General features: G+C 60.3%; 15 protein-coding genes. 9 read left to right on the forward strand and 6 right to left on the reverse strand.

Annotation, left to right across the window (positions count from 1 at the left end; translation table 11 throughout):
• Window positions 1–13 precede the first annotated feature (13 nt).
• Together recF and gyrB are read left to right on the forward strand one after the other, a co-directional pair.
• Window positions 14–1117, forward strand: coding sequence for a DNA replication/repair protein RecF (gene recF, locus E2H86_RS05905; protein WP_133325662.1), 1104 nt, complete (start codon window positions 14–16; stop codon window positions 1115–1117).
• 4 nt (window positions 1118–1121) lie between these two features.
• Window positions 1122–3542, forward strand: coding sequence for a DNA topoisomerase (ATP-hydrolyzing) subunit B (gene gyrB / locus E2H86_RS05910; RefSeq protein ID WP_133325664.1), 2421 nt, complete (start codon window positions 1122–1124; stop codon window positions 3540–3542).
• Between the two features lie 95 nt (window positions 3543–3637).
• Here gyrB and E2H86_RS05915 read toward each other — a convergent pair whose 3' ends face one another.
• Entirely contained in the window at window positions 3638–4507 is an 870-nt protein-coding gene (locus E2H86_RS05915) for a DMT family transporter (protein WP_133325902.1), read from the reverse strand.
• Window positions 4508–4626: 119 nt separating this feature from the next.
• Between E2H86_RS05915 and E2H86_RS05920 the strand changes: the two genes are divergently transcribed.
• Both E2H86_RS05920 and E2H86_RS05925 read left to right on the forward strand, forming a co-directional pair.
• Complete coding sequence (locus E2H86_RS05920; RefSeq protein WP_133325667.1) at window positions 4627–6015, forward strand: aminotransferase-like domain-containing protein; 1389 nt, start codon at window positions 4627–4629, stop codon at window positions 6013–6015.
• A gap of 204 nt (window positions 6016–6219) precedes the next feature.
• The gene (locus E2H86_RS05925) at window positions 6220–7830 is read left to right on the forward strand and encodes an MFS transporter (protein ID WP_133325669.1); all 1611 of its coding nucleotides are present in this window, start codon (window positions 6220–6222) and stop codon (window positions 7828–7830) included.
• 65 nt (window positions 7831–7895) lie between these two features.
• On the opposite strand, the gene E2H86_RS05930 is transcribed toward E2H86_RS05925, so the two are convergent.
• Both E2H86_RS05930 and E2H86_RS05935 read right to left on the reverse strand, forming a co-directional pair.
• The gene (locus tag E2H86_RS05930; protein ID WP_133325671.1) at window positions 7896–8291 is read right to left on the reverse strand and encodes an RcnB family protein; all 396 of its coding nucleotides are present in this window, start codon (window positions 8289–8291) and stop codon (window positions 7896–7898) included.
• 137 nt (window positions 8292–8428) lie between these two features.
• On the reverse strand, window positions 8429–9733 hold the full coding sequence (locus E2H86_RS05935; RefSeq protein WP_133325673.1) for a sigma-54 interaction domain-containing protein: 1305 nt from the start codon (window positions 9731–9733) through the stop codon (window positions 8429–8431).
• 223 nt (window positions 9734–9956) lie between these two features.
• Here E2H86_RS05935 and E2H86_RS05940 point away from each other — a divergent pair, with 223 nt between their 5' ends.
• Genes E2H86_RS05940 through E2H86_RS05950 form a run of 3 tightly spaced genes read left to right on the forward strand, consistent with a single transcriptional unit; the run spans window position 9957 to window position 12964 of the window.
• Complete coding sequence (locus tag E2H86_RS05940) at window positions 9957–10841, forward strand: MBL fold metallo-hydrolase (protein ID WP_133325675.1); 885 nt, start codon at window positions 9957–9959, stop codon at window positions 10839–10841.
• A gap of 36 nt (window positions 10842–10877) precedes the next feature.
• Complete coding sequence (locus E2H86_RS05945) at window positions 10878–12149, forward strand: NAD(P)/FAD-dependent oxidoreductase (RefSeq protein WP_133325677.1); 1272 nt, start codon at window positions 10878–10880, stop codon at window positions 12147–12149.
• Window positions 12146–12964 carry a sulfite exporter TauE/SafE family protein gene (locus E2H86_RS05950; protein ID WP_133325679.1) on the forward strand — a complete coding sequence of 273 codons (819 nt, stop codon included), beginning with the start codon at window positions 12146–12148 and terminating at the stop codon, window positions 12962–12964. Before E2H86_RS05945 ends, E2H86_RS05950 begins: the two co-directional genes overlap by 4 nt.
• Here E2H86_RS05950 and E2H86_RS05955 read toward each other — a convergent pair.
• Window positions 12953–13840, reverse strand: coding sequence for a LysR family transcriptional regulator (locus E2H86_RS05955; protein ID WP_133325681.1), 888 nt, complete (start codon window positions 13838–13840; stop codon window positions 12953–12955). The genes E2H86_RS05950 and E2H86_RS05955 overlap by 12 nt on opposite strands.
• 119 nt (window positions 13841–13959) lie before the next feature.
• Here E2H86_RS05955 and E2H86_RS05960 point away from each other — a divergent pair, with 119 nt between their 5' ends.
• Both E2H86_RS05960 and E2H86_RS05965 read left to right on the forward strand, forming a co-directional pair.
• Window positions 13960–15606 (forward strand): GMC family oxidoreductase, encoded by a 1647-nt coding sequence (locus E2H86_RS05960; RefSeq protein WP_133325683.1) that lies wholly within the window; start codon window positions 13960–13962, stop codon window positions 15604–15606.
• Window positions 15607–15702: 96 nt separating this feature from the next.
• Window positions 15703–17322 (forward strand): MFS transporter, encoded by a 1620-nt coding sequence (locus tag E2H86_RS05965; RefSeq protein WP_133325685.1) that lies wholly within the window; start codon window positions 15703–15705, stop codon window positions 17320–17322.
• Window positions 17323–17512: 190 nt separating this feature from the next.
• Here the strand turns inward: E2H86_RS05965 and E2H86_RS05970 are convergent, their stop codons facing one another.
• Both E2H86_RS05970 and gmhB read right to left on the reverse strand, forming a co-directional pair.
• Entirely contained in the window at window positions 17513–18283 is a 771-nt protein-coding gene (locus tag E2H86_RS05970) for a lysophospholipid acyltransferase family protein (RefSeq protein WP_133325687.1), read from the reverse strand.
• Window positions 18284–18344: 61 nt separating this feature from the next.
• Entirely contained in the window at window positions 18345–18872 is a 528-nt protein-coding gene (gmhB, locus tag E2H86_RS05975; protein WP_133325689.1) for a D-glycero-beta-D-manno-heptose 1,7-bisphosphate 7-phosphatase, read from the reverse strand.
• Between the last annotated feature and the right edge of the window lie 3 nt (window positions 18873–18875).

The raw sequence follows: 18875 nt of genomic DNA on the forward strand, positions 1-18875 counted from the left end.
CGTAATAGGCACAATGTCTCTTCGACGTATCATGGTCACCGCGGTGCGCAACTTGCACCCGGTGACTCTCTCTCCCTCCCCCCGCATCAACATTCTTTACGGCGCTAACGGCAGCGGCAAAACCAGCGTGCTAGAAGCTGTGCATTTGCTCGGGTTAGCCCGTTCTTTTCGCAGCACACGTCTGAATCCGGTGATCCAGTACGAACAGCCGGCTTGCACGGTGTTCGGCGAAGTGCAGCTGATCGAGGGTGGAACCAGTAACTTGGGCGTCTCCCGGGAACGTCAGGGGGAGTTCACCATCCGTATCGACGGGCAGAATGCCCGCAGTGCGGCGCAGTTGGCAGAATTGTTGCCGCTTCAGCTGATCAACCCCGACAGCTTCCGTCTGCTGGAGGGAGCCCCAAAAATTCGCCGGCAGTTCCTCGACTGGGGAGTGTTCCACGTGGAACCCCGGTTCATGCCCGCATGGCAGCGTTTGCAGAAGGCGCTGCGGCAGCGGAACTCATGGTTGCGGCATGGTACACTTGACCCAGCTTCGCAAGCCGCCTGGGACCGGGAATTATGCCTGGCCAGCGCGGAAATAGATGAATACCGTCGCAACTATATCAAGGCCTTGAAGCCTGTCTTCGAGCAAACCCTGAGCGAACTGGTCGAGCTGGATGGGTTGACCCTTAGCTACTACCGAGGCTGGGACAAGGACCGGGAACTCAACGAAGTACTCGCCTCCTCTCTCCTGCGTGATCAGCAGATGGGCCATACCCAAGCCGGCCCGCAACGTGCTGATCTACGCCTGCGTCTGGCTGCCAATAACGCAGCTGACATTTTGTCTCGTGGTCAGCAGAAGTTGGTGGTGTGCGCACTGCGCATTGCCCAAGGCCACCTCGTCAGCCAGGCTCGTCGCGGTCACTGTATTTATCTGGTGGATGACTTGCCGTCCGAATTGGACGACCAGCATCGCCGTGCGCTGTGTCGCTTGCTAGAAGAATTACGCTGCCAGGTGTTCATCACCTGTGTGGATCACGAATTACTGAGGGAAGGCTGGCAGACGGAAACGCCAGTTGCTTTGTTCCACGTGGAACAGGGCCGTATCACCCAGACCCACGACCATCGGGAGTGAAGGCATGAGCGAAAATCAAACGTACGATTCCTCCAGCATCAAGGTGCTGAAAGGTTTGGATGCCGTGCGCAAGCGTCCCGGCATGTACATTGGCGACACCGATGACGGTAGCGGCCTGCACCACATGGTCTTCGAAGTGGTCGACAACTCGATCGACGAAGCCCTTGCCGGGCACTGCGATGACATCACGGTGATCATCCACCCGGACGAATCCATTAGTGTGCGCGACAACGGTCGCGGCATCCCTGTCGATGTGCATAAAGAGGAAGGCGTTTCCGCCGCCGAGGTCATCATGACCGTACTGCACGCCGGCGGTAAGTTCGATGACAACTCCTATAAGGTTTCCGGCGGATTGCACGGTGTAGGTGTCTCGGTCGTCAATGCTCTCTCGGAGAAGCTGGTCCTCACCGTTCGCCGCAGTGGCAAGATCTGGGAGCAGACCTACGTTCATGGCGTGCCACAGGCGCCGATGGCCGTGGTAGGTGATAGCGAAACCACCGGTACCCATATTCATTTCAAGCCTTCGGCTGAAACCTTCAAGAACATTCACTTCAGCTGGGACATTCTGGCCAAGCGTATTCGCGAGTTGTCGTTCCTCAACTCGGGCGTCGGCATCCTGCTGAAAGATGAGCGCTCCGGCAAGGAAGAGTTCTTCAAGTACGAAGGTGGTCTGCGTGCTTTCGTCGAATACCTGAATACCAATAAAACGCCGATCAACTCTCAGGTGTTTCATTTCAGCGTTCAGCGTGATGATGGCGTCGGTGTCGAAATCGCCCTGCAGTGGAACGATAGCTTCAACGAGAACCTGTTGTGCTTCACTAACAACATTCCGCAGCGTGATGGCGGCACCCACCTGGTGGGCTTCCGTTCCTCACTGACACGTAGCCTCAACAGCTACATCGAGCAGGAGGGTCTGGCCAAGAAGAACAAGGTCGCCACCACTGGTGACGACGCACGTGAAGGCCTGACCGCGATCATTTCTGTGAAGGTGCCGGATCCGAAGTTCAGCTCCCAGACCAAGGACAAGTTGGTCTCCTCGGAAGTGAAAACTGCCGTGGAACAGGAGATGAACAAGTACTTCGCAGACTTCCTGCTGGAGAATCCCAACGAAGCCAAGGCCGTCGTCGGTAAGATGATCGACGCTGCCCGCGCCCGTGAAGCGGCCCGTAAAGCCCGCGAGATGACCCGCCGTAAAGGCGCACTGGATATCGCCGGCCTGCCAGGCAAACTGGCGGATTGTCAGGAGAAGGACCCTGCTCTTTCCGAACTGTACCTAGTGGAGGGTGACTCCGCAGGTGGCTCGGCCAAGCAAGGTCGTAACCGTCGTACCCAGGCGATCCTGCCGCTCAAGGGCAAGATCCTGAACGTCGAGAAAGCCCGTTTCGACAAGATGATCTCGTCTCAGGAAGTGGGCACGCTGATCACTGCGTTGGGCTGTGGTATTGGCCGCGAAGAGTACAACATCGACAAGTTGCGCTATCACAACATCATCATCATGACCGATGCTGACGTCGACGGTTCGCACATTCGTACCCTGCTGCTGACCTTCTTCTTCCGTCAGTTGCCAGAGCTGGTCGAGCGTGGCTACATCTATATTGCCCAGCCGCCACTGTACAAGGTGAAGAGAGGTAAACAAGAGCAGTACATCAAGGACGACGAGGCCATGGAAGAATACATGACTCAGTCGGCCCTCGAAGATGCTAGCCTGCACCTGGACGAATCGGCCCCTGCTGTGTCCGGCGTGCAGCTGGAAGCCCTGGTGAATGAGTTCCGTAGCGTGATGAAGACCCTCAAGCGTCTGTCGCGTCTGTATCCGGAAGAGTTGACCGAGCATTTCATCTATCTGCCGGAAGTCACTTTGGAGCAGCTGGGTGATCACGACGTCATGCAGGCGTGGTTGGCCAAGTTCCAAGAGCGTCTGAGCAACAACCAGAAGTCGGGCTTGGCTTACAAGACCAGCCTGCGTGAGGATAAGGAACGTAATATCTGGCTGCCTGAAGTGGAGATCATCTCCCATGGCCTGGCGAGCTACGTGACTTTCAACCGCGACTTCTTCGGCAGCAACGACTATCGCACCGTGGTCAACGTCGGCGCCAAACTCGCCAGCTTGCTGGGCGAAGGCGCGTACGTGCAGCGTGGTGAGCGTCGTAAGGCGATCGTCGAGTTCAAGGAAGGCCTGGATTGGTTGATGAACGAGACCACCAAGCGCCACACCATCCAGCGATACAAAGGTCTGGGTGAAATGAACCCGGATCAGTTGTGGGAAACCACCATGGACCCGACTGTGCGCCGCATGCTCAAGGTCACCATCGAAGACGCCATCGCCGCTGACCAGATCTTCAACACCCTGATGGGTGATGCGGTCGAGCCACGTCGTGACTTCATCGAGAGCAATGCCTTGTCGGTTTCGAACCTGGACTTCTGATCGAGTGTAGGTTCACAGAAAATCTGCACGGTTTCCCCTTCAAGCCCGCACTAGCGGGCTTTTTTGTACCTGTGCACTCTGCAGCGGCGCCGTGGCTAGCGGGCGAACTTCTTCGCCCCGGCCACACACAGGACAGCTCCCAAAGTGACCACGAGCATCATCCAATTCACGTGCTCGTGAAGTAACAGTGCCGCTAACCCAAGCCCCATGAACGGCTGCAGGAGCTGCAGTTGACCAACAGCTGCAATGCCACCCTGGGCAAGTCCCCGGTACCAGAAGACGAATCCGATCAGCATGCTGAACAGCGACACATAACCAAGGCTGAACCATGCAGGGACGCTCACCTGGTCTAGCGCCTCAGCTGTGGGAAGACTGACAATGGTCATCAAAAGCATCAGGGGTAACGCTGCTACCAAGGCCCAACTGATTACTTGCCATCCGCCCAATCTCAGGGAAAGCTTCGCACCCTCTGCGTAGCCCAAGCCGCATGCGATAACTGCAGCCATCATCAGCAGGTCACCGACTGCCGACCCCTCACCGGCGTTGCTCAACGCATATCCAACTACCAAGCTTGCACCGATGATCGAGAACAGCCAGAACAATGGCTGGGGCCGCTCTGCACCGCGTAGCACTGCAAAAATAGCCGTACAGAGTGGCAGCAGACCTACGAAGACGATGGAATGGGCGGAGGTGATGTGCTGAAGTGCCAGGGCTGTCAGCAATGGGAACCCAATCACCACCCCGAGCGCAGTAATGACCAGTGACAGCAAATCGGCTCGACTCGGTCGCGGCTGACGGAGTGCGATCAAGAAACCGATACCCAGCATGGCTGCGATGGTCGCCCTGGCACATGTCAGGAACGTAGGATCGAAGTCTGCCACTGCCACGCGCGTCGCCGGCAGCGATCCTGCAAAGATCGCGACCCCAATGAAGCCGTTTATCCACCCGCTCGTTGCTTTTTCCATCGCTAATCCCTCGTCTGTATGCAACCAGTAGATCACTGACGGACGAATCGAGGCCATGTACAATCCAGTACAGTTTGGCCGAACTGTTATACATAACAGACCAATACAATCGAGGTCCTATGAGACGCGACGGTACGCGAATCCAAACGGTCATGGACGAGATTCGTTCACGGATCACTGCTCGGATGTACTCGCCTGGCGCGAGGATTCCATCGGTTCGGGCGATGGCCAAGGCAGAGCAGGTCTCTGTCTCAACGGTGCTCGAGGCCTATGAGCGTTTGGCTGCAGAAGGCGCGTTGACCTCAAGGCCGGGGTCTGGGTTCTACGTAGCGGGCCCATCAGCTCCCCTGGCCTTGACCGAACTTGGGCCCAAGCTCGACAGGGCTGTCGATCCTCTGTGGATCTCCCGGCAGTCTTTGGAAACCAGTTCCGATAGGCTCAAGCCAGGTTGCGGTTGGCTTCCTGCTTCGTGGATGTACGAAAGGGGGGTGCGAAAGGCGCTGCGAAGTGCTGCACGCTCCGAGACCTCGACGCTGACGGAGTACGCGTCACCCCTTGGCCACCTGCCCTTACGTCAGTTCCTGACCCGTCGTCTGGCGAACTTCGGAATCGACGCGCCATTCCAGAACATCATGCTCACCGAGTCCGGAACCCATTCAATCGATCTGATCTGCCGATTCTTCCTCGAACCTGGGGATACGGTACTCATCGATGATCCCTGCTACTTCAACTTTCAAGCCCTGCTGAAAGCTCACCGGGTGAATGTAATTGGGGTGCCCTATACCAAGTCGGGTCCGTGCGTGGAATCTTTCGGTGCAGCCTTGCAGGCACACTCGCCCCGTTTGTACATAACGAATTCCGGGATCCACAATCCTACCGGTGCAACTCTGTCTCCGGTTACTGCCCATAAACTGCTGAAGCTGGCTGATTCAACCAATTTGATCATTGTCGAAGATGACATCTTCGCAGACTTCGAGCATACGCCTGCTCCCAGGCTGGCGGCTTTTGACGGCCTGTCCCGCGTCATTCAGATTGGAAGTTTCTCCAAAACGGTTTCTGCCTCTGCCCGGTGCGGCTACATCGCTTCCAGGGAGGATTGGATCGAAGGGCTGATCGACCTCAAGATCGCGACCTCGTTTGGGGGAGGTAGACTCGCGGCTGATATCGTCTATCGGACTATTACCGACAGCGGCTATCGCAAGCACATGGAATGGATCCGAACCAAGCTATCCAGTGAAATGGACAGGACACTCAGCGCGCTCGAGGCGATTGGCATGAAACCTTGGTTACATCCCAAAGCCGGTATGTACGCGTGGTGTCAGCTCCCTCAAGCAAAGGACGCAGCTGGAATCGCCAAGGCTTGTCTTGCCCATGGTGTGGTACTGGCGCCTGGCAATGCATTCAGCCAGTCAATGTGCGCTGGGGACTATTTACGATTTAATGTCGCGCAGTGTGCCGATCCTCGGGTGTATGAAGTTCTGCAACGAGCCATGGACGGTCCGCACTGAACCGTTGATGTTCCACGTGGAACCTTTTGATGAGGCTGGTGGCCACAGGGTCAATTTGTCCATCCAGCCGAGACAGTCCTACTTGGCCAACCCGGTTTTTGCCAAGCGTCACTGTCAGTAGAGTGCTTTCATACCGCTCGGGCGGGGTTCCCCTTCAGGGAGAACGTCTCCTGATTCCTACCCCTCTTCCGAGGCCGCAACGATATGAGCACTTCGACTTCAGGCGCCTGGAGCCCTCTACGCAACCACACATTCCGCATGCTGTGGATCGCCACCATCGCATCCAACATCGGTACATGGATGCACGAGGTTGGCGCTGGTTGGTTGATGACAACCCTGTCGGCCAACCCGCTGCACGTTGCGCTGATCCAGGTCGCCGGCTCTTTGCCCATGTTCTTCTTGGCCCTGCCAGCCGGTGCCGCAGCGGACATCATCGACAAACGTCGTTATCTGTTGCTGGTTCAGCTTTGGATGTCTGCAGTTGCGGTGGCACTGGCGAGCCTGACATTGCTCGGTGTGATGAGTGTGCCGTTGCTGCTCGTGCTGACGCTGGCGCTGGGTGTCGGCACGGCGTTGATGATGCCTGCCTGGAGTGCCCTCACTCCTGAGCTTGTCGGTCAGGCGGATCTGCCCAATGCGGTGGCCCTCTCCAGCGTGGGGATCAACGTATCGCGAGCGATAGGTCCAGCATTGGCCGGCGTGGTGGTCAGCCTGGTTGGGCCCTGGCTGACCTTTGCGCTCAATGCTGTGTCGTTCATTGGGGTCATCGTGGTGCTGTTCATGTGGAAGCGCGAGATCAAGGCGCCGCTGCTTCCGGCAGAGCGCTTCATGGGTGCGATGCGTACTGGCGTACGCTTTGCCCGCAGCTCGAAGCCGTTGCAGGCGGTACTGGTACGTGCCCTCGCCTTCTTTCTCTTCGCGAGCGCCGGCACGTCGCTGTTGCCATTGATCGTCCGTGGGGAGATGCATGGCAGCGCCGCTGACTTTGGGATATTGCTTGCCGCGATCGGGATTGGTGCCGTGTGTGGTGCAACACTGCTGCCGCGGCTGCGGGAGCGCCTCAGCCGTGATCGTCTGGTGATGATCGCGAGCCTGATGTATGCGGTGTTCCTGGTGCTGCTGGCCTCGGTGCGCAATTTTTATGTGTTGTTGCCGGCCATGCTGCTCAGTGGGGCGGCATGGATCGCGGTACTCTCCAACCTGCAAGTCGCCGCTCAGACCTCGGTACCCGCCTGGGTTCGGGCGCGTGCGTTGTCGGTCTACATCCTGGTGTTCTTCGGGGCCATGGCCGGTGGCGGTTTACTATGGGGGACGCTCGCCAGCCATGCATCGATCCCATTGAGTCTGTTGTCGGCTGGCGGCGGACTCGCCTTGGCCACGCTGCTCTCTTGCCGGGTGACGTTGCCGGAAACACCTGCCGAGGAGCTCATGCCCTCGCTGCACTGGCCTGCACCGGTTATCGACGGTGAAATGGACCAAGAACGCGGCCCGATCATGGTCACCGTCGATTACCACATCGACCCGAGCAAAGCCGAGGCGTTTCTGGAGGCTGCCGCTGCTTTGCAAGCCATGCGCAAGCGCAACGGTGCACTGTCCTGGGGGCTGGTCCAGGATAGCGCTGAGCCTGCACTGTGGCAGGAGTTCTTCTTCGAGGAATCATGGCTCGAGCACTTGCGTCACCACCATCGCGTGACACGTGCGGAGCTGAAGATCGAAGCGCGCGTAAGGCGGTTTCAGAGCGAAGCGGTCCCGGTGAAAATTCGTCATCTTCTGGCGGCTAGCCATCAGCCTGCAGCACACAGGGCTTCTACCTGAGCCGGCTGATGACTGAGGCCGATCCAAATGAAAAAGCCCGCTTCTGCGGGCTTTTCCTTGGGCGATCAGTAACCCGGCAGAATGTTCATGATCACGCCGCTGGTGATGGCGACCAGGACATAGTCGCCGTTGATGTGCAACCAGCGATGGTCATGAGGAGGTGCTGGCAGGTGACGTGCGCGCCAGTCGGTTACCCAATAACGATCGCCGCGATAGCCGCGGTCGACAACGTGGCCCCGTTTCCACTGAGTGTGCGGCACTGGCATTCCTGGCTGCGGGCGGTAGCTCGGATCGCGATAGCCGTGATCGTGGCCCGGTTTAGGGGCCTGCTGGTGACCTGGATGCTGGGCTTGATGCGGACGCCCCGGTTGGCCGCCTTGGGGCGGACCGGGTTGAGCGAAGCTGGCCAAAGGGGCGCTTATCATCAGCGCGGCGCAGATCACTTTAAGCGTCTTTTTCATCGGGTGTTCCTCTTCCTGTGAACGACCGGCAAGTACGTCGTCTATGCCTGGTGCGATGGCGTCATGAAAACACAGTTTCCCAGGCGCCAACCTCAGCATCAGGTAAAGGTCCGGTAAAGGTATGTAAGGTCGCAAACTTACTTCGATCCCAGGCCCAAGGCTTTCAGGCGGCGATATAACGTGCGCTCGCTCAAACCCAGGTGCTGGGCCAGTTCACTGCGTGACCCCTGGAACTGTTCGAGCGCTTGCGCAAGGTCGCCCAGGTCTTTGCCGCCACGTCGGCGGATCCCGATGGAGGTGCCCGGTGGCCCAATATCCTCTGGCAAGTGTTCGGGTCGAATCAGCCCATCGTCGGCAAACAACCGGGCCCTCTCCAGTAGGTTGCGCAGTTCACGGATGTTGCCAGGAAACGCGTGCAGTGCCAGCCGCGCCAGCGCCGCTGCACCCAATTGCGCGGGCGGGTGACCCGGCATGCGCTGCAGCAGGCTTGCGGCCAGCAGCGGCAGATCCTCGACGCGCTCGCGCAACGCCGGCAGACGAATCGGAAAGCCGCTGATGCGGTAGTACAAGTCTTCGCGGAAGGTACCGGCGGCGACCATCTGCTTAAGCGGTTTGTGGGTCGCCGACACCAGTCGGAAGTCCGAATGCACGGTGCGAAGGCTGCCCACTGGGCGGAAGCTGCCGGACTCGATGAGGCGCAGCAGCTTGACCTGCATGGCCAATGGCACTTCGCCGATCTCATCGAGGAACAACGTCCCGCCATGCGCCGCTTCGGCCAGGCCGACCTTGCGTTGATTGGCGCCGGTGAAGGCGCCCTTCTCGTAGCCGAACAGCTCGCTCTCGAACAGCGATTCGGTCAGGCCGGTGCAATCGACCACCACAAGGGGACCATTGGCACGTGGACTACCCAGGTGGATGGCACGGGCGAACAGTTCCTTGCCGGTACCCGATTCGCCCTGTAGCAGTACCGGAATCTGCGCCGGTGCGGCGCGCTGCAGACTGGCCAATGCCGCCTTGAAGGCTGGTGCCCGGCCGACCAATCCGTGCTGCTGTGGTTGTGCCGAAGCCAAGGTGATGCTGGTCAGACGTTCGACGAAAGCGATGACACTGCCCTCTTCGTCGAGGATCGGACGCAGTTCCACGTCCACATGCTCTGGCCCGCGCGGGGTGTGGTGAATGTGCAGGACGCGCTCCGGCACCTTGCTGTCCCAGGCTTTGCGCATGGGGCAATCCTCGCCGGCTTGGTCACAGGGCACGGCGTAGTGATGGGAGACCCTGTGGCACTTTTCGCCAAGCGGTGCGCGCTCGGCATCGCCGAACTGGCGGCGATAGGCAGCGTTTGCCGCGAGGATGTTGTAGTCGGTGTCCAGCACGATGGTGGGTAAGGCATCGTGCTCGAGGTAGGAGACCAAGGCGAGGATGATCGAATGGGGCGCAGGCATGGCGACAACTCTTGGATAACCTGGATGAGCGTAACAGCCACTGCCAAACACTGCCATTGGCTGACAGTCGACTGCCAACCTGACTGCCAATGTGCGCGGGGCTGGTCGGTGGCGGCCCCGTTTCACGGGCTCGGGCCGAGCAAAATCCCTGGCATGCATCTTGATAAACCACTGGATACTGCCTAGGCCTCTATAAGCCCTGGTGGATAATCTGGAGAGCGTGATGATCATCGGCAACAACCTTCACGTGGATGCCTTCTACGACAAGGCAACCTCGACCATCAGTTACCTGGTATTGGACCTTGAAACCCACCAGTGCGCGCTGATCGACAGCGTGCTCGACTACGACCCCAAATCCGGTCGGACCAGCACCGCCAGTGCGGACCGCATGATCGAGCGGGTGACCGAACTCGATGGCAAGGTGCATTGGATACTGGAAACCCATGTGCACGCCGACCATCTCTCGGCGGCGGCCTACCTCAAGGAAAAGCTCGGTGGCCATACTGCCATCGGCGCACACATCACCCAGGTTCAGCAGACATTCGGTACGCTGTTCAACGCCGAACCGGAGTTTGCCCGTGATGGTAGCCAGTTCGATGTGCTGCTCGAAGACGAGGAAGGGTTCCGCATCGGCAACCTGCATGCCCGCGCTTTGCATACGCCCGGGCATACCCCGGCGTGCATGAGCTTCGTCGTCGAGGACAGTGGCGAAAAAGCGGTATTCGTCGGCGATACCCTGTTCATGCCCGACTACGGCACTGCGCGCTGCGACTTCCCTGGAGCCGATGCCCGTACCTTGTACCGCTCGATCCGCCGCCTGCTGGCCTTTCCCGATCAGACTCGGCTGTTCATGTGCCACGACTACCTGCCTGGCGGACGTGAAATGCAGTACGTCACCACCGTGGCTGAGCAGCGCGCCCGCAACATTCATATCCATCAGGGTATCGACGAGGACAGCTTCGTGGCCATGCGCGAGGCCCGTGACAAGACCCTCGACATGCCGGTGCTGATCCTGCCTTCGGTGCAGGTGAACATGCGCAGCGGCCACTTCCCCGCCCCGGAAGACAATGGGGTGAGCTACCTGAAGATCCCGCTGAACAAGCTCTGAGCGCCCCGCCCTCACCATAATCCAGGATTCATTGCCATGCCTGCCTTGCTGTCCCCTTCCCCTACCGAGCACCATCAGGTGCTCATCGTCGGTGCCGGCGCTGCCGGTATCGCTACGGCTTCCAGCCTCTTGGCGCGCGAGCCGTCGTTGGATATCGCGCTGATCGACCCTGCCGACGTGCATTACTACCAGCCCGGCTGGACCATGGTCGGCGCCGGCGTGTTCGACGCATCGGACACCGCCCGCAGCATGGCCTCGGCCATCCCTCGAGGCGTGCGCTGGATCAAGGCGCGTGTGCAAAGCTTCGACCCGAGCGGTCGGCAGGTGATGCTCGAAGAAGGTCGTGCCATCGCTTATGACCAACTGGTGGTCTGCCCCGGGCTGAAGCTGGACTGGGACGCCATCGATGGGCTGAGTGAGACCCTCGGCCGCCACGGCGTGACCTCCAACTACCGCTATGACCTGGCACCCTACACCTGGAAATTGGTGCAGACCCTCAAGCAGGGCCAAGCGCTGTTCACCCAACCGCCGATGCCGATAAAGTGCGCTGGCGCGCCGCAGAAGGCCCTGTACCTGTCGTGTGACCACTGGCTGCGCAATGGGCACCTGGGCGCCATCAAGCCGCAATTCTTCAACGCCGGTGCGGTGCTGTTCGGCGTGCCCGATTACGTGCCTGCTTTGATGCGCTACATCGACAAGTATGGCGTCGACCTCAACTACCACCATCGCCTGGTCGCGGTGGATGGGCCCGGACAACGCGCCACCTTCGTGCGCACCCTGGCCGATGGCAGCAGCGAGACCTTCACCCAGGCCTTCGACATGCTGCACGTCGTACCGCCCCAGGTGGCCCCGGACTTCATCCGCCAAAGCCCTCTGGCCGACGCCGCCGGCTGGGTCGACGTCGACCCCTACACCCTGCGCCACCGCCAGTTCGATAACGTCCATGGTCTGGGCGACGTCGCCAATACCAGCAATGCCAAGACCGCCGCCGCTGCCCGCAAGCAGGCCCCGGTGGTGGCCAATAATGTGTTGGTGGCGTTGGGCCGCTTGCCGACCTTGGCCCAGTACGACGGCTATGGCTCATGCCCGCTCACCGTCGAACGCGGCAAGATCGTGCTGGCCGAATTCACCTATGGCGGGAAGGTCGCGCCCAGTTTTCCGCGCTGGCTGCTCGATGGGCGGCAACCAACCCGTCTGGCCTGGCTGCTGAAAGCCCGCGTGCTGCCACCGCTGTACTGGCAGGCGATGCTCAAGGGCCGAGAATGGCTGGCGCGGCCACAGCCGTTGGCCGTCGAGACGACACAGTGATCGAGCATCAATTGCTGGGGGCCGGCTTGGGCGCGATCATCGGCGCGGTGCTGGCTTTGACCGGCGCCGGGGGCGGAATCCTGGCGGTACCCTTGCTGGTGTTCGGACTTGGCCTGTCGATGGCCGAGGCGGCGCCCATCGGGTTGCTCGCTGTCGGCCTGGCGGCTGCGGTCGGGGCTGGGCTGGGCCTGCGCGAAGGTCTGGTGCGTTATCGCGCCGCGTGTTTCATCGCGCTGATCGGTATCGTGGCGGCACCCTTGGGTCTGATGCTCGCGCACCGTGTGCCCAATACACCGTTGGCACTGGTCTTCGCCGGGGTGCTGGTCTATGCCTGCTTGCGCATCTGGCGCAAGGCAGGCAAGGAACTGCGCGGTGAGCACAACGATGCCCATCGCTACATCGAACCCTGCGTGCTCAATCCACTGCAGGGCCGCCTGCGCTGGACACTGCCCTGCGCACGAGCCCTGGCATTCACGGGCGCATTGTCCGGGCTGCTGTCCGGCCTGCTCGGCGTGGGAGGCGGTTTCGTGATCATCCCGGCGTTGAACCGCTATACCAACCTGCGCATGAAGAGCATCGTCTCGACATCGCTGGCCGTGATCGCACTGGTGTCCATCGGCAGCGTGATCAGTGCCAGCCTCGCAGGTGTGATGCACTGGCGCATTGGGGCGCCGTTCGCCGCAGGCGCGGTGCTCGGTTTGCTGCTGGCACGGCCACTGGCGAGCAAGATTGCCGGCCCGCGGCTGCAGCAGTCGTTCGCCCTGGCCGGTTGGCTGGCAGCGCTACTGCTCGCCGGCAAGGCATTACTCGGCTAGCAGTTCGGCCTGCTCGGCGGCGCACAGCGCCAGCAGGTAATCCCACACCACTCGCAGTCGAACCGACTTGTGCAGTTCGCGGCGGGTACAGATCCAGTAGCTGCGCTGAATGGTCTCGCTGGGCAGCACCCGCACCAGTGCCGGGTCGTGGCGGGCCATGTAGTTGGGCAGTACGGCGATGCCCAGGCCGGCTCGCGCCGCCTGCTGTTGGGCTATCACGCTGGTGCTGCGAAAAGCCACGTTGGGGGCTCGGCAGAAACTGTTGAGAAACAGCAGTTCCTGGCTGAACAGGAGATCGTCGACGTAGCCGATCCAACTATGCCGGGCCAGGTCTTCGCGGTTGTTCAGTGCTGGTGCCCGGTCGAGATAGGCCTGGCTGGCGTACAGTGCCAGCCGGTAGTCGGTGAGTTTGCGAGTGATCAGAAGGTCGGCGCTGGGCCGCTCCAGGTGGATGCTGATCTCGGCCTCGCGGTTGAGGATGCTGACGAAGCGCGGTACCGCCACCAGCTCCACTTCCAGCCCCGGGTAGCGGCTGAACAGTTCGCTCATGCGCGGGGTGAAGAACATGATGCCAATACCCTCGGTAACCCCCAGGCGGATCTTGCCCAGTGGCGTGATGGCCTGGGTGATCTCCTCCTGCGCCAGCAGGGCGACGTTTTCCATGGCTTCAGCGTGCTTGAGCAAGGCCTGGCCCGAAGGAGTCAGTTCGTACCCTTGAGCGTGCTGCATAAACAGCGGGGTGCCGAGGCTCTTCTCGATGCTTTCGATATGCCGGGCTACGGTGCTGTGGGTGGTATTGAGGCGCTTGGCGGCAGTGAGCAGGCGGCCGCTGCGCTGTAACTCGAGGAAAAACCGCAGATCGTTCCAGTCGAACATACTGATCCTTATAGCTGTGCTAAAACGCACAACGGCTGCGCGAAATCTCGTCTTTATTTAGCGAAATTACTCACTAAGCTGTTCCGGGACAAGAATAAAAAACAGGCCCGAGGTTGCCCATGCCATCAGCCGAAACTGTCTACGACTATGTGGTCGTGGGTGCCGGTCCCGCCGGTTGCCTGCTGGCCAATCGTTTGTCCGCCGACCCTTCTTGCCGCGTCCTGCTGCTCGAAGCGGGTGGCCGTGACAACTATCCCTGGATCCATATTCCCGTCGGATACCTTTACTGCATCGGCAACCCACGCACCGATTGGTGCTTCAAGACCGAGGCACAGCCTGGCCTGGGCGGTCGCAGCCTGGGTTATCCACGGGGCAAGGTGTTGGGCGGCTGTTCGTCGATCAACGGCATGATCTACATGCGCGGTCAGGCCGCCGACTACGACCTTTGGGCCAAGCAAGGCAACGAAGGCTGGGCCTGGAAGGATGTGCTCCCGCTGTTCAAGACCAGTGAAAACCACTTTGCCGGTGCCAGCGAGCATCATGGCGGCGCTGGCGAATGGCGGGTCGAGCGCCAGCGCTACAGCTGGCCGATCCTCGATGCCTTTCGCGATGCTGCCGAGCAAAGCGGCATCGCCAAGGTTGACGACTTCAACACCGGCGACAACCAGGGTTGTGGATACTTTCAGGTCAACCAGCGCAGTGGCGTGCGCTGGAACGCGTCGAAGGCCTTCCTGCGGCCAATCGAGAACCGTCCCAATCTCAGGGTGCTTACCGGTGTCCAGGTCGATCAGGTCTTGCTCAACAATACCCGCGCCCGTGCTGTGAAGGCCTTCTGGCAAGGCGCCTGGCACGAGTTCGGGGCGCGGCGCGAGATCATCCTGTGCGCCGGAGCGATCGGTTCTCCCGGCATTCTCCAACGCTCGGGGATCGGGCCGCGCAAACTGCTGGACAGCCTCGGGATCGCCGTACGCCATGAAATGCCCGGCGTTGGTGGCAACCTGCAGGACCACCTGCAACTGCGCCTGATCTATCAGATTCGCAACACCCGCACCCTCAACCAAATGGCCAACAGCCTTTGGGGCAAGATGGGTATGGGCCTGCGCTACCTCTACGACCGCAGTGGCCCGCTGGCCATGGCACCCAGCCAGCTGGGAGCCTTCGTACGTTCCAGCCCCGATCAGCCGACGGCGAACCTGCAATACCACGTGCAACCCTTGTCACTGGAGCGTTTCGGCGAACCGTTGCACCGCTTCCCGGCCTTCACCGCCTCGGTGTGCAACCTGCGCCCGGCCAGCCGTGGGCGCGTCGACATCAGCAGCGCCGACATGAACAGTGCGCCGCTGATCGACCCCAATTACCTCAGCGACCCACAGGACTTGCGGGTCGCTGCCGATGCCATCCGCCTTACCCGGCGCATCGTCCAGGCCCCGGCGCTGGCGGCGTTCGCGCCGCAGGAATATCTCCCGGGCCCTGCCCTGCAAACCGAGCAGGATCTGTTCGAGGCCGCAGGCCGTATCGGCACCACCATCTTCCACCCGGTGGGTACCTGTCGCATGGGCAATGGCGCGCTGGACGTTGTGGATAACCAATTGCGTGTCCACGGCATTCCCGGCCTGCGCGTGGCAGATGCTTCGATCATGCCGCAGATCACCTCCGGCAATACCTGTTCACCCACGTTGATGATCGCCGAGAAGGCGGCTGAACTCATTCTCAAGGGAGCGCCCACCCAGACCTACCTGAATCAAGACGCAATACCGACGCCCTGACCGGGTGCGTGCAACACCGGCAGCCTGCGGTCGGAGGCTGCCGACAGTGGAACAACAAGAATAATCACTGTGGCCTGCGGGCCGAGGACAGCAACGATGTCGGATTACATCCAAGAGCAGGGTGCGACGGCCAGCAGCTCCAGCCGTCGCGAAGAGCGCAAGATCATTTTCGCGTCATCCCTCGGGACGGTTTTCGAGTGGTATGACTTTTTTCTCTATGGCGCGCTGGCAGCGGTCATCAGCAAGCAGTTTTTCGCTGGTGTGAACGACACCACCGCCTTCATCTTCGCCCTGATGGCCTTTGCCGCTGGCTTCCTGGTCAGGCCATTCGGGGCACTGGTATTCGGTCGCCTCGGTGACATGATCGGGCGTAAGTACACCTTCCTGATCACCATCGTGCTGATGGGGTTGTCGACATTCGCGGTCGGTCTGCTGCCGACCTACGCCAGTATCGGCATCGCTGCGCCGATCATCCTCGTGGCGTTGCGCATGCTTCAGGGCCTGGCCCTGGGCGGCGAGTACGGCGGTGCGGCGACCTACGTGGCCGAGCATGCTCCACCTGGCAAGCGCGGCTTCCACACCGGATTCATCCAGTCCACCGCCACCTTGGGACTGCTGCTATCGCTGGTGGTGGTACTGGCCAGCCGCTACATCACTGGCGACCAGTTCGAAACCTGGGGCTGGCGCCTGCCCTTCCTGCTGTCGATCATCCTGCTGGGCATCTCCACCTGGATCCGTATGAGCATGCACGAATCGCCGGCGTTCGTGAAAATGAAGGCCCAGGGCAAGGTGAGCAAATCGCCGATTCGTGAGTCGTTCACCTCGTGGCCGAACCTGAAGGTGGTGCTCACCGCCCTGTTCAGCATCAACGCAGGCCAAGCCGTGACCTTCTATACGGCGCAGTTCTACGTGCTGTTCTTCCTCACCCAGATGCTCAAGATGGATGCGGCGCAGGCCAATACCCTGTTGATCATCAGTGTGGTGATCGGTGCGCCGTTCTTCGTGTTCTTTGGCTGGTTGTCCGACCGGATCGGTCGCAAGCCGATCCTGATGATTGGATTGTTGCTGGCCACCGTGTGCTATTTCCCGATGTTCAAGGCCCTGAGCCATTACGCCAACCCGCAGATCGACGCGGCCAGCCGCCAGGCTCCTATCGTGGTCAGCGCCGACCCGCAAGGTTGCACCTTCCAGTTCGATCCGGTCGGCAAGGCGCGCTTCGACAGCCCGTGCGACAAGGTCAAGACCTTCCTGGTGAAGCAAGGCTTGCCGTACAGCTCGGTGAGCGCGGCCGGTAGTGAGGTGGTGGTGAAGATAGGCGAGACCAGCATCAACGGTTTCGACGAGGCGGCCATGCGGGCAGCCATCGAGCAGGCTGGATACCCGGCCAAGGCAGATCCGGCGCAGGTCAACGAGTTGATGGTGGTGGTGCTGATCGTGGCGATGATCCTGATCGCGACCATGACCTATGGGCCGCTGGCGGCGGTGATGGTCGAGTTGTTCCCGACCCGTATCCGCTACACCTCCATGTCCCTGCCTTACCATATCGGCAATGGCTGGTTCGGTGGTTTCCTGCCTACCGTATCGTTCGCCCTGGTGGTGTATACCGGCGATATCTTCTACGGGCTGTGGTATCCAGTGCTGGTCACCGGCATCAGTCTGGTGGTGGGGATCTTCTGCCTTAAAGAAACCAAGGATGTGGATATCGACAAGGTCTGAGGAGCGGCCCTATCGGCGGCGAGACCCTATAAAAAAACCGGCTGTAAAAGCCGGTTTTCTTATGCCCCGAAAAAACTTATGCACGATTCTCGGAAAAAATTCATACAGGGAAATAAATAGCTAAATCAAAGAGTTAGAGTTAAATCCAAGTATTCCATCCAAAAATTGCACACAAGTTATCCACAGATCGTCAGGCAATCTGCTCTTCCGGTTTCTCGTTCACCGGCGGCAGCGAACCCATGGCCCGTTGGGTAGCCTCGTTCCAGGCTGCGGCGCGATCGTTGAGCTCGGCGATGGCGCGTGGCCCGGTGCCGTTGGCGTACATCGGCTCGCCAATCACCACCTCGATGGTACCCGAGCGTTTGCCCCATCCTGCCTTGGGCCAGAACTTACCGGCGTTGTGGGCAATCGGCAGCACTGGCAGCCCGGCATTCACCGCCAGGGCGGTGCCGCCGCGGGAGAACTTGCCTACGGTGCCGAACGGTACACGGGTACCCTCCGGGAAGATCAATACCCAGACACTTTGCTTGAGTAACTCGTCGCCTTTGCTGGCGACTTGGCGCAAGGCCTCCTTGGGGTTATCGCGGTCAATGGCGATGGGGCGCAACATGGCCATGGCCCAGCCGAAGAAGGGGACGTAGAGCAGTTCGCGCTTGAGCACCTGGCTCAGGGGCGAGAAGTAGGCCGACAGGAAAAAGGTTTCCCAGGTGCTCTGGTGATTGGACAGAATCACGCACGGCGTGCTCGGCACGTTTTCAGCACCTGTGATCTTGTAGTCGATGCCCAATACGACGCGCGCCAGCAACACGGCGAAGCGGCACCAGTAGACGTTGATGAAGCGATAGCGCTTGGGGAATGACAGAAACGGCGCGATAAAGAAGCTCAGAGAGCACCACAGCAATGAACTGGTGCCCAGTAGCAGGTAAAAAAGAAAGATTCTGATCGCCTGCAGGATCGACATAGTGGCATGTACCGTTGCGGGCTCGCCCGCCTGATGGAAAGCGCGCCAATCGGCGCACTATTTAAATTAGTTCTCTGGCGATAGCCGCCAGATCGTCGAAAATCAGTGTAGAGTCGGGAACGCCTTTTTCCAGGGTCCTTTCGCCTTTGCCGGTTTTGACCAACACCGGCTGTGCACCCACAGACAGGGCTGCCTCCAGGTCACCTTTGCTGTCGCCGACGAACCATACGTCGCGCAGCTCGGTCTGGTAGTGCTCGGCAATCGCCAGCAACATGCCAGGCTTGGGCTTGCGGCACTCGCAACCGTCGTCTGGGCCGTGCGGGCAATACACGATGTAGCCCACCTCGCCACCCTGCTCGGCCACCAGCGCGCGCAGACGCGTGTGCATGGCCTCGAGGGTTTCCAGCGGGTAGTAGCCACGGGCAATGCCGGACTGGTTGGTGGCCACCGCCACCGTCCAGCCGGCCTTGCTCAACTGCGCGATAGCCTCGACCGAGCCAGGGATCGGGATCCACTCTTCCAGCGTCTTGATGTAGGCGTCGGAGTCATAGTTGATCACTCCGTCACGGTCGAGAATCAGCAGTTTCAAGAC

Source organism: Pseudomonas putida, from assembly GCF_004357765.1.
In the GTDB taxonomy this organism is placed as follows: domain Bacteria; phylum Pseudomonadota; class Gammaproteobacteria; order Pseudomonadales; family Pseudomonadaceae; genus Aquipseudomonas; species Aquipseudomonas putida_U.